Consider the following 13,340-nt stretch of genomic DNA (forward strand, 5'->3'; position numbering starts at 1 on the left):
ATAATAATTATATATGGAAGAAAAATCTGTTTTTGATGAATTTGATAATAATTTTAACACAAAAAGAAGAAGAAATCTATTACCTATTTGGATAAAAGTTTTCATTTGGCTTTTCTTTGCTTTTGGTTTTATTGGTATTTTAATTCTGGCTTTCGGATTTTTCATGGGTAAATTTAACTTGTCTCTTTACGGGCTTGAAACAGATAAAGTATATAGTTTAATGGGATTCTTTCTCACAGCTTTATTTATTCTGAAAGGTATTGTCTCGTACGGACTGTGGTTTGAACAAGATTGGGGAATAAAAATCGCAAAAATAGACGCAATTATCGGGTTAGTAGTTTGTGGGGTTTCAATGTTTATTTTACCATTTTTCACTAAAAATTTTGAATTACGACTTGAAGTTGCTGTTTTAATTCCTTACTTGATTAAGCTCCAAAAAATAGAGAAAAACTGGTAGTAAAAAAGATAAAATTTGGACAAGCAGTTTTAATGCTTTTTTGGGGAAGAATAGTTTATGAACATGAATAAATATGTATTAAAAATCATTTTGCCGGCTATTTTAGTTTTTACTTTTAAGCTGAATGCTCAACAAAAAGTATATTCTAAACAGGAAATCGGAAAATTTAAAGAAAATGAACAATTTTACCTCAATAAAAAAGTAAAAAACATTTTGAGAGACCTTAAAGTAAATTTTGAGATAGCATATGTTGGCGGTGGCTGGTCTGAAGAAATGAGTTTCATTGTTTTAAGATTTAATAATCGAAAAGATGAATATCAACTTCAGCAAAAAGGAATTAAACTCGCAAGATTAACCCTTTTTTATTAAAGAACGAGACGTTGAAACCAATAAGCTTTTTTATTCTGAAACAAAGAGAATCACATTTTACAGAGACAGTTTAAAGAATAAATCTAATAAACAAATTTTAAAGGATTACAAAAATCTTACTGTTGCGATGATTTATGCTAATTCTGAGCAACCGTAAACAAAAAAGGAGTAAATCAACTTTACTCCTTTTTGATTTTAAAATTTATCGTCCTCGAGCAACTCTCTCGCCTGATAATCCTGAACAAGGTCAATCGCATTAGAAATCACATCACTTAAAGCAGTGATAAAAGTTCCTTCTTCCGCCATTCCCATCGCGTGTTTCAAAGCATCAATTTCTTTAGGAATCGTCTCATAACTTACATCTCTTCCCGAAGCCTGCATTCCATCGATAATCAAACCGTTGATTTCTTCTTCTGTTCTTCCTCGAAGATGTTTTTCGTTTCGGATGATGATATGATCAAACATTCTTCCTGCAATTTTTCCGCATAGTCTTATATCTTCATCTCTCCTGTCTCCCACTCCGGAAATAATCCCGATTTTCTTTGTAGATTCTACATTTTTAAGGTAGTCTTCAATCGCTTCGTAGCCTGCAGGATTGTGTGCAAAATCTATTAAAACTTTAAAGTTTTTAAATTTAAACACATTCAGCCTTCCCGGAGTCAGCTGCGCACTTGGAATAAATGTACGAAGTGAATTGGAAATATCTTCAATACCAAAACCATAAAGATAACAAGCCAAACTCGCTGCCAAAACGTTATCTATCATGAATTTTGCCTTTCCTTCCATTGTAATCGGAAAGTCTTTTACTTTTCCAATCCTGATTTTCCAGTCGCCTTTTTTAATGGTTACAAAACCTTCTTCGTAAACACAGGTTATACGGCCTTCTTTAGCGAATTTTTTGATGTATTCGTTATTTTCATCCAAACTGAAAATAGCAACATTACTCGGCAGATCATTAATGATTCGCATAGAATACTCATCTTCAGCATTCAACACGCTCCATCCATTTTTCTTTACACTGTCGAGTACTACCCTTTTTACTTTGGTTAAATCTTTCAGATTGTGAATATCATTCATTCCCAAATGATCTTCTTTAATATTGGTTAAAACACCGATATCACACTGAGAAAATCCTAAACCAGAACGAAGAATTCCACCACGAGCAGTTTCTAAAACGGCAAATTCTACGGTTGGATCTTTTAGAATAAATTCAGCAGAAATAGGTCCGGTAGTATCACCTTTCGTTAACATTGTATTCTGAATATAAATTCCGTCTGATGTTGTAAAACCTACTCTGTAGCCATTATTTTTAACGATATGAGAAATTAATCTTGTTGTAGTCGTTTTACCATTGGTTCCTGTAACTGCAATAATCGGAATGGTAAAAGGTTTTCCTTGCGGATAAAGCATATCTACAACTGGAGCGGCAACGTTTCTCGGAAGACCTTCACTCGGAGCCAAATGCATTCTGAAACCAGGTGCTGCATTAACTTCTATAATTGCTCCACCGCTTTCTTTTAACGGTTGGGTTAAGTTTTCCGCCATAATATCAATTCCGCAGACATCTAAACCGATGATCTTTGAAATTCTTTCTGCCATTGTGATATTTTCGGGGTGCACCATATCGGTTACATCAATCGAAGTACCGCCTGTAGAAAGATTAGCTGTAGATTTCAGATAAACAACTTCTCCTTTTTGAGGAATTGTTTCTAAAGTATATTGAAGTTTTTCAAGTAATTCTAAAGTATCTTTATCGACTGTAATTTCGGTCAAAACATTTTCGTGACCATACCCTCTTCTCGGATCTTTGTTTTCTTTTTCAATGAGCTTCTCAAGATTAGATTCACCGTCACCCACAACGTGAGCAGGAACTCTTCTCGCAGCAGCAACCATTTTATTATTAATCACCAAAACTCTAAAATCGTATCCGGTAATGTATTTTTCAACAATTACTTTTCTTGAATATTGTTGAGCATGTTCTAGTCCTGTAACCGAAGAAACCCAATCATTTACATTAATTGAAGATCCTTTTCCGTGATTTCCGTCTAAAGGTTTGATGACAATAGGATACCCAATTTTCTTGATAACACTTTGTAGCTCTTCTTCATCCACAATTAGATCTCCCATCGGAACAGGAATTGCAGCATCATGAAGCATTCTTTTTGTTAATTCTTTATTGCAGGCGATATCTACAGCAATTGAGCTTGTATTTCCGGTAATTGTCGCCTGAAATCTTTGTTGATTAACGCCATACCCCAACTGTACCAGAGAATTGCTTCCTAGTCTTATCCACGGAATTTTTCTTGAAACTGCTTCTTCAACAATACTTCCTGTTGAAGGTCCCAATCTTACACGTTCTCTGATTTCTTTTAATTTCTGAATACAAGCATTGATGTCGTATTCTTTATTTTCAATTAAAGCTAAAGCAATTTCTACTGCCTGTTCTGCAGCATAGATTCCAGCATTTTCTTCGATATAATCAAACACGACGTTGTAAATTCCCGGTGATTTTGTCTCACGTGTTCGTCCAAAACCAGTTTCCATACCCGCCAAGGTTTGAATTTCTAAAGCGATATGCTCAATTACATGTCCCATCCATGTACCGGTTTCTATTCTATGAAAAAAACCTCCTCTCGTTCCTTCAGAGCAACGGTGACTAATGAGTGAAGGCATAAGATGTTCTATTCTTTCACGAAAACCTTCGATTTTATTTGTAGGAAAATTTTCCATTTCCTCCAGATCCAAACGCATCTGTATCAGCTTCTTTCTTCTTATACTCCAAATATTTGGACCACGCAAAGCCTGTATCTTCTCAATTTTCATACTTTAGTTATACCTTATTATATTAATAAAAACATCTTTCTAAATCAAAGATAATGTAAAACCTCAAACAAAACCATAGCGTTATTAAAGATTTATTAAAAAAATACAATTTCTGTAATCAATTATAAATCAAACTAAATACGTTAAAAATGGGTTTACATTTCATTAACAATTTATTATTTTTTAAATTTGCAAGCTATGAAACCTGTTGGAAAATTAATTATTATCGGTGGGGCTGTTAATAAAGGCAGTTTTTCTGAGACCGATTACGATCAGAATGTCGAAAAAAATCTTAACTTTTTTGAAAGAGGAATCTTAAGAAAAATCATTACTGAATCTAAGAATAAAGAAAACTCAATTATCGAAGTCATTACTACGGCTTCGCAAATCCCTCAGATTGTTGGTGCTGAATATAAAAAAGCTTTTGAATTTTTAGGAGCCAAAAATGTCAATATCCTTGATATTCACAACCGTGAAGAAGCCAATTCGGATGCTATTGTGGCAAGAGCAAATGCAGCCGATGTTGTAATGTTTACGGGTGGCGATCAATTGAGGCTGACTTCTATTTTGGGTGGTACAAGATTTCACGATGCTATTTTACTGAAATATCAGGAGCAGGATTTTATCTATTCCGGGACTTCCGCAGGAGCTGCTGCAGCTTCTGAGAATATGATTTACCAAGGAAGCAGTTCTGAAGCTTTGTTGAAAGGTGAAATTAAAACCACACAAGGTTTAGGCTTAATCGATAACGTAATTGTTGATACTCACTTTGTACAAAGAGGAAGAATCGGAAGACTTTTCCAGGCTGTAGTAAATAATCCGAGAACTTTAGGCATCGGATTGGGGGAAGATACCGGACTTTTCATTCATAATGATACCATGACCGCTGTAGGATCTGGATTGGTAATTATTGTTGATGGAAGATTCATTAAAGACACCAATCTTACCAACATCAATTTAGGTGAACCTATCTCAATAGATAATCTTACCGTGCATGTCATGTCGATGAATGATCATTATGATTTGACGACTAGAAAACTGACGATAGAAAACTCTCAGTTTAATCCGATACCTCAAACATAAAATAATCATTGATAATCTATAAATAATAAATGATTTTGATTTGTAATTAAAAATTAAGATCATTTATAATCAATTATCATCTATCAATCATCAATTATACTTTTTATGAAAATCATTATCCACGGAGGTTTTTTCTCTGAAAGTGACCAGAGCCATGAAGTGAAAGTTGCCAAACAAAAGTCTTTAAAAAACATCGCTGAAAAAGCATATCAATATTTAGAAAACCATTCTGCTGTTGATACTGTTGCGTATGCAGTTTCTCTTTTGGAAGATGATGAATTGTATAATGCTGGAATCGGTTCACAAATTCAAAGTGATGGCATTATCAGAATGAGCGCAGCATTAATGGATGGTGAAACTCAGAAAATGAGCGGTGTTATCAATATTCAGGATGTAAAAAATCCGATTTTTGTAGCAAAAGAACTGATGAAAGAAGATGATCGTGTTTTAGGGGGAAAAGGAGCAAAGATTTATGCTAACAATAACGGATTTGAAAACTTCTCAACAGAAATTCCTCAAAGAAGAAAAGAATACGAAGCGAAATTGAAAAACGGAGGAAAGGGAACTGTTGGTTGTGTTGCCATCGATAAAAACGGAAAGTTAGCCGTTGCCACTTCTACAGGAGGTAAAGGTTTTGAGATTCCGGGAAGAATTTCAGATTCCGCAACCGTAGCCGGAAATTATGCCAACGAATTTTGCGCAGTAAGCTGTACCGGAGTGGGTGAAGATATTGTAAGCAATGCTACTTCAGCCAAAATTGTAACCCGAGTGACAGATGGAATGAGCTTACAAGAAGCTTTTGACAAAACTTTTGCAGAGCTAAAAGTTATCGATGGTTTTGCCGGAGCTATTGCGATTGATAAAAACGGAAATATTTATCATCAAGACTCTTACCCTACAATGGTGTTTGCAAGTTTTGATGGAAATCAGTTTGAAATCTTTAAATAATTTTAACATTTATTTATTATTCCCAAAATATTTTTGGCACACATTTTACATAGTTATTAATAACAAAATTTTAATATTATAACTTTTAAAAATCAAAGATCATGGGAAATAAGACAAACGGAATATTAGCTTTATTAGGAATTGGTGCTTTAGCATACTGGAAGTACAAAAAATCTACGCCGGAACAGCAACAAGCTGTGAAAGACAAAATCAACTCTGCGAAGGATAATTTGAACAAATGGGGAAATGATTTAAAAGATAAGGCAAATGATGTGGCTTCCCAGGCGCAAAGTAAATTTGACGAAGCAAAAACAAAAGTAGAAGATTCTGCATCTAAATTATAAGATCTGAATCAACAAACTTAGAAATTTTTAACATTCATATATAAAAAAAGTCATCATTACGATGACTTTTTTTGTGCTGAAATGGCATAAACCATCGGTATTTTGTTTCCAAATTTCTCTGTTCGCCATTTTCCTTTTTCAAATTCTACAATATTCTTAAAGCAAGGGTAAGGAGACCAATCAAACTCCTGAAATTTCTCTATTATCAGGTTTTTATCCATCAAACTTTGCATTACTTCTGATAATGAGTGGTTCCACATCACATATTCTTGTACGATTTCGGCAGAAAAATCAGCATATGTTCCTTCATAGGTTTCCATGATTGGCTTTTCATTAAAATAATTGTAGGCAATATCTTTAAAGTCGTCATCAAACATCCAAACTACAGGATGAAATTCTGCCATGACAAACTGCCCGCCAGGTCTTAGAAAATGATCAATTACATTCGCCCATTTTTCAAGATCAGGAAGCCAGCCGATCGTGCCGTAACTGGTAAAAACGATATCAAATTTTTCGTTTAAAATATTTGGTAAATCATATACATCAGAGCAAATAAATTCTGTATCTGTAGTGCATTGTTTAGCTAAATCTTTTCCAGTTTCAATCGCTTTATCTGAAAGATCAATTCCGGTAACCTTTGCGCCCATTCTCGAAAGCGAAATAGAATCCTGCCCAAAATGACACTGCAAATGAAGGATTGCTTTATCTTTTACATCTCCTAAAAGTCCTAATTCTATTGAATTTAATGAAGTTCTTCCTTTTAAAAATTCATCTACAAAATAGAAATCAGATTTCAGATGTGATTCTACTTTAGCGTTCCAGGATTTCCTGTTGATGTCTAAATAATTTTCCATTGTTTTTTCTGTAAATATAATTTTTTTCCGGAAACCTCTATGCTTTATGGTTTCCCGTAAAAAAATATAAGAATGCCACTGTAGTTTTGAAGAAAATTAGAATACTGAATTTCTTGTTTTAGAAGAAAGAAAAAAACAATATTATAAATACCAACCATGAGTAAAAATTCTTTAGGAGCATCAGATCTATTTTTAGGCGTGCTCGCAATATTATTAATCAGCGTGAGCTTTTATCAAACCTGGGTCGGGCTCGAGCAAATTTTTGGCAATGCATCATTTGTAATCGCACTCGTGCTTTCTTTGCTTTTATTATTCCTCTGCTGGATGCTTCGTGCTGCAAAACTTGAAGGTAAATCTACCGGAAGCTTGGTAGGAATTTACATATTCATTGCATCGTTTTGTTTTATCGCCAATTTCAATGCATTATACACAAGATTTATGCGTACTGACATCTATACCAATGAATTAAAAACGATTAATGAAGATTTTAATACACTGGAAAACAATATAGAAGCTAAATTAAATTATAAATATCCAAAAGAAACCACAAGGAATATTGAGATTAAGAAAAAACAATTAATGGCTCAAATTGTTGATCCTGCAAATCAGGGAATCGGGACAAGAGCGCAATCATTGATCAGAGATATTGAAAAAATGACGGGTCAGAAGGTAGATCTTTTAACGCCAATTGGAAATGATTATGAAGATTTAGCACAAAGAATGGGAAGCCAAATAGACAATATGGTAATGGATTTGTCACCAGACGAAAGAAATTTAAAATCAGATATCAATAACTCTGTTCTAAAATGGAATAAAAGAACACAGGAATTCTTGCTGTTACCTAAAAAAGAGAAAGATGATTTGGCACAAGCGCTTATAGACAATGCCTTAACAGACTATAATAAGCTTGGAAACCGAGGCAGTAATGTTTTAGGAGAAGAAAAATTCAAATTCGAACCTTTACTTTCTAAAACACAAGACGTTGGAAAAATCGGTTATGCTTTCGAACATGCGGTAAAAAACTTCGGAATGTATCAGTTTGTTGTTTTGGCGGGATGTATTTTATTAGATTTTGTGATTGTAATTATCATTTTGTTGGTTACAAGTCCGGATAACAGAACCAATAACAGCGTTTTAGGAAACAGAAAAAAAGGCAGAACATTAATCCCTAATAAATAAATTACCATGATCAATAATGACCAACCTTTTTCTTTTGACAACTATGATTATGAGAACGATTTTAAAAAATTCGATGATTTTACAGAGCCTCAAAACGAGATTGTAACGAATGAAAATATTTACACGCTTCCTGAAGTAGAAGATGACGGTTTTGTTCCAACTTCAAACGGCAGTACAACCACTGTGAAAAATAAAGACAGTAATTTCGTTTTCTTTTACGGAACATCTGCCTCGGGAAAATCGGTTATTTTATCGGCAATTTTATATTATTTAAATTCCTATGCCGGAGTTTTAAGACCTAAACTGGGAAGTCCAAATTCCAGAGAAGCCCAAATTTTATTGGCTGATTTTTTTGAAAATATAAAAAAGGGCATTCTTCCCAATAGAAGTACGAGAGATCAGGTGACAAGATTAGATTTTGTATTTGACCCCAATAATCAATCGAAAAAAGTTCCTTCCATTAATATTTCATTTTTAGAAACTGCAGGAGAAAATCATAACGAAATCTCAAGAGGTGGAAGATATCACACAGATATTGAAGCGTACTTAAACTCAGATATTCCGCTGAACTTTCTTATTGTAACAAGCTATGATAAAGCACATCATGAGGATTCTAAAATCGTGGAGTTTTTAGATTATCTGGAAAAAAAGGGAAAGAATTTGAAAAATGTAAATGTGCTTCTTGTGATTTCCAAATGGGATAAATCTGGAAATACAGGCGTAGATAACGAACAACATCTTGAAAATTTCATCAGCGAAAGATTGAGCATGACCAATAACCGAATTGATACGTACAACCTCAGCAAAACTTATTTTACAATTGGGAATGTGCAGAATCAGGCTGGAATTGAAAAAATAACGTTATTGAATCTGGAGTCGGCAGAAGTCATTGCAAAGTGGCTCTATCACAATATTGTTGGCTACAATTTGGATTACGAAGGGACTTTCTGGGAAAAAATAAAATTTAGCTTTTCAAAATAAATGAAAAATATAAATGTCTTTGGTTATGCAACATTTGGGACACCGAATGGTTTTACACAATCCTGTATTTATGGAAACAAAAATTTAGAAAAAGCGCTAAAAACTTTCGATTTAAAAACAGATGCCATACAATTATTATCTCCCAATGACCGTATTTACTCAATTAGAAAAGAAGGTATTGCCGATAAATTTATTGTCTCTTATTCTGTTTATACCTATGCAAAAGAAAAAAATTCTAACAGAACAGGCACTTTTATCGGTACAAGCTTGATTTTTTCTAACGAAATTGCTGATGAAAACTTAATTTTAAACTCATTGCATCAGATTCATCAGAAATTAAAAAATAATAATGTAAGCAATAATGTTTTAAATATTAATCATTCAAAAGAGTTTAATCTCACAGATGTTTTTGATAATGATTTTGAAAAAATTGAATACAACAGTAAAAAAACAGGCTTTATAGACTGGCAAAGTTCAGATAAAAATCTTGTTATTTTCACCAATAAATTAGACAATAATTCAATTCAGAATCTGTTTAAAAAAGCGTTGGAAATTTTACCAAAATATGATACTCTATTTTTTATAGACAGTAAAGAAATCGCTGAGTTTGTGTCTCAAAAAAGGCTTTTCAGATTAATTGATGTCAATATTTTAGAAGAAGAAATTCAAAATTTTCAAACTGAAATAAATCAACAGATCCTCAATACTATTTCAACATTCAAAAAGCAAAGTAAAAAGATTGAAGAGGAGGGAAAAACCGAACATGAGAATTTAAAAAAACAAATCGAGAAAGACGAAAAAACACATTGTGAGAATGGTAAAAAAATTGAGAAAGCAAATGAAAATTTAACAGTTTTGAAAAGCTTATACGAAAATTTTTCACACAAATTCAATGAATTTATTTCTGCTTTGGAATCTGGAAGACAACTGGAAGACATTAATAATTCTATCAAGCAATTGGAGAGAGAATTTAATATCGAAAAGAGAAAACTAGGAACTCCACTTCAGATTTCATTCCTTTCTAATACAAATACAAACAATCGTGTATCTCCATATCAAAATCCTTATCAGAGAGATTTAAATGATAGGAATATGGAAAGAAGTGAAAAAAACAGAAGTTTTGGAACTTTAGCGGTCATTTCATGCATTATAAATCTTCTATTTATTGGGGGAGCTAGCTATTTTTACTTTATGCATTATAGAGAAGTGAAAAAAATTGCTCCGCAAGAAATTATTGCTGAAAAGCCTTACATTGAAAAAGATTCCGCTGTAGTAGAAAATAAATTAAATCCTTTACCAAATGATTTTGCAAAAGATGAAAATAATAAAAAACTGATTTTAGACTTGCTTATCGAAAACAATACAAACATTGAAAAAACGGTTGATCTAATTTTTGAAAAAAATAAAATTATAAAAGATGTCTACCAATTTCAAAAAGAGGATTATGCTGATGAATTAATTAGAAAAAATCCAGGTGCATTTGACTCCAATAAAATCTTGCAAAAGAAAGATTCATTAATTAGAATTCCATTTTTTTCTTTTAGTTTAAGTGAAAATATTTCACCAAGCACTTACACTTTTAACTAAAAATGAATTTTTCATCTCAATATTTATATTACTTTTTCCAAAAATAAAATTTTAAAAAAAATATAATATCTATAAAAACATTGAATTAATTAATAGTTTCACAATTATCATTAACATTAATGTAACATATTACCAAAAACATTAAATATAACTTAAATAAATACAAAACATTAGGATTATTTCAAAAAACTATGTTAAATTTGCGCCAAACTAAGAGCTAAAAACTAAATTAAACAACTGTATTTCCAGATATTGAATCAAATAAAAATCTTCAATTTTATATTTTCATTTTTTAAGTTTTGATTAATCTATTTAAATCAAGACTAGAATTATATTTATTTTTTTCAACAAAGATTATTTTTGTTTATCACATACGTACAGCTTGAGATTAGTTTTTTTTAAAAGTAAAATTTCACAAAAAATTATGACAGCAATTTTAGAGAAAAGTCAGATCACTAATATATTTAGAGATTCTAAAAGCAATGATACAAGTTATACTTTGGGCGTAAATTGGGGGAAAATAGAAATACAGAAACGTAACTTTTTAGGAATAAAAACAAAAAAAATTATTTTAGACATCGACCTTGACTTAACTTGTATTATGTTTGATACTCAAAAAAAAGCAATAGACTGGATTTACTCTCCGAAATACAACAGTTGGCTTATTCATCATAATTTTCCTTTAGGTAAATACCATTCAAAAGACAACGCTTTTAATCATTTTTACAAAACATTAAATGATGATTCTCAGTATAAAAAAACCATAAAAATAAATCCTGATAAAATAGGTAATGAAATAGAAACCGTTTTTTTTTATTTAAGTATTGATCGAAAAAAAATAAAGGAAACCGATTTTTCAATGGTAGAATCTGTGAATTTAAGAATTAATGAAGATGCAAAAGCTGATAAACCATTAATTGAATTTAACATCAAATCTAATTATAATAAAAAGAATAAAGGAATTTTAGTCTTAGGAAAGCTTTTTCGAGAAGATAATGAGTGGAAATTTAAAGCAATGGGACAAGCTATTGATGAACAAAAATTTATTAAACTTACTCGTGGTTTTTAATATTCTATTGTAGATAAATTATTCTTTTATTTCCTAAAACGATTATCTCAAATCCTGTGATAACATTGTAAAGTTATCACAGGATTTTATTTGTTAAAAACTAACAAAGCACTTGCAGAGCCGAGTTTTTCAGATTTTATAAACTTTTGAATTTATCATTTCTTTTGATACTTTTGCAGAAAAAACGATACTTAAGCTTTTCTGTCGTGTACTAAGAAAATTGATTTAAGACCTGAAAAAGGTGAAAATATTAATTTAAATAACTTAGAGGCAATCGTAATTAATCATACTTTTTAAGAAATCTCATCTGTAGATTTTGGTATTATAATGTAATTATATTTAAATGGTTTATAAAACTTTTCTTCTCTTTCTCTTTCCAATTATTATATTTTCGCAAAATAAATCTTACAAAGTAATCGGAGTAAAAGACGGTGATACTATAGAAATATTAATGGACGGAAAACCGCAAGTTGTGAGACTTTCACATATTGATTGTCCGGAAAAAAAACAGCCGTTCGGAAACAATGCAAAACAATTTGCATCAGATCTATGCTTTGGGAAAAAAGTTAAACTTTCTACAGGATGGAAAAAAGATCGCAATAAAAGATTGCTTGCTGAGATTATATTATCAAACGGAAAAAATCTTAATAAAGAACTTGTAAAAAATGGTTTTGCTTGGCATTACAAAAAATATTCTAAAGACAACAGCTATGATGATTTGGAAAAGCAGTCAAGAAATCTGAAATTAGGATTATGGAATGACAAAAGCCCGACAGCGCCTTGGGAATGGAGGAAATCACGAAAAAAACCATCAAAACACTCCTTATCTTCTACTTCTAAAAATAAATAGCATAAAAAATTCCGGCTTTTCGAGCCGGAATTTTAATATTTTATCTACGAAAATTATAATTTTATTTTCCTAAACGATTATTTCAATATTTTCTTTAAAAATCATCTAGAAAACTGGTCAATACATCTCTTTAACTGCAAATCTCCAAAACCATAAATCGGATATTTTTGATTAAAAATTTTGAAAATTTCTTCAAAGCTTTCTGCTGTCTTTTGAATATCTTTTATTTGATTTTCTAAGACTCCGTTAAATCTATTTTCGTTTGCGACAATCAGTTCTTCAAGGTTTCTCACAATTTCAGATGAAGCCTTTTTCGATAAATTATTTTGTTGGAAATCTATCCAAAGATTTGAAATCAATTTGCTTTCTTCAGCATTAATTTCTTTTGCAGAATGAAATAGTTCCAACAAATCTTTTTCTTTACTTTCTGCAAACCCTTTTTCTTTATTTTTCGGGAAAATTCTAAAAATCTTTTTCTTATTTAAATTCAAGTTCGAAATTAAAAACCAAAGATTCAACTGACAAAACAAATCATCTTCAAACCAGAAAAATACATCAGAATCCTCTGGAATATTTTGTATTCTTTGAAATTCTTTTACAACCAATTCATCATAGTCGCTTTCTGCATCGTAATTTTCTGTGATAAATTTCTTACGATTTTCAAAGAAATTATTGTCTGAAACAGGTCCATCAATTAAAGCTTCTCTCCAGATAATACTTTCACCTTCCAAGTTTTTTGGAAATTTTTCAGCTAAACAATCGCCATTCAGAATGTGAAAAGTAGTCATCTGCAAAG

The 13,340-nt window shown here is 31.5% G+C and carries 13 protein-coding genes; 10 read left to right on the top strand and 3 right to left on the bottom strand.

The genetic code is table 11. The features are described 5' to 3' along the window. The first annotated feature begins 13 nt into the window (after positions 1-13). Both B5X64_RS07970 and B5X64_RS07975 read left to right on the top strand, forming a co-directional pair. Positions 14-457 carry a hypothetical protein gene (locus tag B5X64_RS07970; RefSeq protein WP_079464715.1) on the top strand — a complete coding sequence of 148 codons (444 nt, stop codon included), beginning with the start codon at positions 14-16 and terminating at the stop codon, positions 455-457. 63 nt (positions 458-520) lie between these two features. Next, complete coding sequence (locus B5X64_RS07975; protein ID WP_123920775.1) at positions 521-826, top strand: hypothetical protein; 306 nt, start codon at positions 521-523, stop codon at positions 824-826. A gap of 195 nt (positions 827-1,021) precedes the next feature. Here B5X64_RS07975 and cphA read toward each other — a convergent pair whose 3' ends face one another. After that, positions 1,022-3,649, bottom strand: coding sequence for a cyanophycin synthetase (gene cphA / locus B5X64_RS07980; RefSeq protein WP_079464717.1), 2,628 nt, complete (start codon positions 3,647-3,649; stop codon positions 1,022-1,024). A gap of 198 nt (positions 3,650-3,847) precedes the next feature. Between cphA and B5X64_RS07985 the strand changes: the two genes are divergently transcribed. The 3 genes from B5X64_RS07985 to B5X64_RS07995 all read left to right on the top strand — a co-directional run bounded on the left by B5X64_RS07985 (position 3,848) and on the right by B5X64_RS07995 (position 6,024). Then, complete coding sequence (locus B5X64_RS07985; protein WP_079464718.1) at positions 3,848-4,732, top strand: cyanophycinase; 885 nt, start codon at positions 3,848-3,850, stop codon at positions 4,730-4,732. Between the two features lie 105 nt (positions 4,733-4,837). Further along, positions 4,838-5,680 carry an isoaspartyl peptidase/L-asparaginase gene (locus tag B5X64_RS07990; RefSeq protein ID WP_079464719.1) on the top strand — a complete coding sequence of 281 codons (843 nt, stop codon included), beginning with the start codon at positions 4,838-4,840 and terminating at the stop codon, positions 5,678-5,680. Between the two features lie 101 nt (positions 5,681-5,781). Beyond that, on the top strand, positions 5,782-6,024 hold the full coding sequence (locus B5X64_RS07995) for a YtxH domain-containing protein (RefSeq protein ID WP_079464720.1): 243 nt from the start codon (positions 5,782-5,784) through the stop codon (positions 6,022-6,024). A gap of 56 nt (positions 6,025-6,080) precedes the next feature. On the opposite strand, the gene B5X64_RS08000 is transcribed toward B5X64_RS07995, so the two are convergent. Beyond that, complete coding sequence (locus tag B5X64_RS08000) at positions 6,081-6,878, bottom strand: class I SAM-dependent methyltransferase (protein WP_079464721.1); 798 nt, start codon at positions 6,876-6,878, stop codon at positions 6,081-6,083. Positions 6,879-7,034: 156 nt separating this feature from the next. On the opposite strand from B5X64_RS08000, the gene B5X64_RS08005 reads away from it, so the two are divergent. The 5 genes from B5X64_RS08005 to B5X64_RS08025 all read left to right on the top strand — a co-directional run bounded on the left by B5X64_RS08005 (position 7,035) and on the right by B5X64_RS08025 (position 12,544). Next, on the top strand, positions 7,035-8,057 hold the full coding sequence (locus B5X64_RS08005) for a hypothetical protein (RefSeq protein ID WP_079464722.1): 1,023 nt from the start codon (positions 7,035-7,037) through the stop codon (positions 8,055-8,057). A gap of 6 nt (positions 8,058-8,063) precedes the next feature. Next, complete coding sequence (locus tag B5X64_RS08010) at positions 8,064-9,038, top strand: hypothetical protein (protein WP_079464723.1); 975 nt, start codon at positions 8,064-8,066, stop codon at positions 9,036-9,038. Beyond that, on the top strand, positions 9,039-10,625 hold the full coding sequence (locus tag B5X64_RS08015) for a hypothetical protein (RefSeq protein WP_079464724.1): 1,587 nt from the start codon (positions 9,039-9,041) through the stop codon (positions 10,623-10,625). Positions 10,626-11,049: 424 nt separating this feature from the next. Continuing rightward, positions 11,050-11,694 (top strand): TerD family protein, encoded by a 645-nt coding sequence (locus B5X64_RS08020; RefSeq protein ID WP_123920763.1) that lies wholly within the window; start codon positions 11,050-11,052, stop codon positions 11,692-11,694. 343 nt (positions 11,695-12,037) lie between these two features. Continuing rightward, entirely contained in the window at positions 12,038-12,544 is a 507-nt protein-coding gene (locus B5X64_RS08025; RefSeq protein WP_079464726.1) for a thermonuclease family protein, read from the top strand. Positions 12,545-12,645: 101 nt separating this feature from the next. Here the strand turns inward: B5X64_RS08025 and B5X64_RS08030 are convergent, their stop codons facing one another. Then, on the bottom strand, positions 12,646-13,332 hold the full coding sequence (locus tag B5X64_RS08030; protein WP_079464727.1) for a DUF1835 domain-containing protein: 687 nt from the start codon (positions 13,330-13,332) through the stop codon (positions 12,646-12,648). Between the last annotated feature and the right edge of the window lie 8 nt (positions 13,333-13,340).

It is taken from the genome of Chryseobacterium balustinum (assembly GCF_900168205.1).
GTDB classification, from domain to species: domain Bacteria; phylum Bacteroidota; class Bacteroidia; order Flavobacteriales; family Weeksellaceae; genus Chryseobacterium; species Chryseobacterium balustinum.

Bases quoted from the DNA above. Each gene is read 5' to 3' on its own strand.
- B5X64_RS07985 (WP_079464718.1), top strand. From the start codon at position 3,848: ATGAAACCTGTTGGAAAATTAATTATTATCGGTGGGGCTGTTAATAAA.
- B5X64_RS08025 (WP_079464726.1), top strand. From the start codon at position 12,038: ATGGTTTATAAAACTTTTCTTCTCTTTCTCTTTCCAATTATTATATTT.
- B5X64_RS07990 (WP_079464719.1), top strand. From the start codon at position 4,838: ATGAAAATCATTATCCACGGAGGTTTTTTCTCTGAAAGTGACCAGAGC.
- B5X64_RS08005 (WP_079464722.1), top strand. From the start codon at position 7,035: ATGAGTAAAAATTCTTTAGGAGCATCAGATCTATTTTTAGGCGTGCTC.
- B5X64_RS07975 (WP_123920775.1), top strand. From the start codon at position 521: ATGAATAAATATGTATTAAAAATCATTTTGCCGGCTATTTTAGTTTTT.
- B5X64_RS07970 (WP_079464715.1), top strand. From the start codon at position 14: ATGGAAGAAAAATCTGTTTTTGATGAATTTGATAATAATTTTAACACA.
- B5X64_RS08010 (WP_079464723.1), top strand. From the start codon at position 8,064: ATGATCAATAATGACCAACCTTTTTCTTTTGACAACTATGATTATGAG.
- B5X64_RS08020 (WP_123920763.1), top strand. From the start codon at position 11,050: ATGACAGCAATTTTAGAGAAAAGTCAGATCACTAATATATTTAGAGAT.
- B5X64_RS08030 (WP_079464727.1), bottom strand. From the start codon at position 13,332: ATGACTACTTTTCACATTCTGAATGGCGATTGTTTAGCTGAAAAATTT.
- B5X64_RS08015 (WP_079464724.1), top strand. From the start codon at position 9,039: ATGAAAAATATAAATGTCTTTGGTTATGCAACATTTGGGACACCGAAT.
- B5X64_RS08000 (WP_079464721.1), bottom strand. From the start codon at position 6,878: ATGGAAAATTATTTAGACATCAACAGGAAATCCTGGAACGCTAAAGTA.
- B5X64_RS07995 (WP_079464720.1), top strand. From the start codon at position 5,782: ATGGGAAATAAGACAAACGGAATATTAGCTTTATTAGGAATTGGTGCT.
- cphA (WP_079464717.1), bottom strand. From the start codon at position 3,649: ATGAAAATTGAGAAGATACAGGCTTTGCGTGGTCCAAATATTTGGAGT.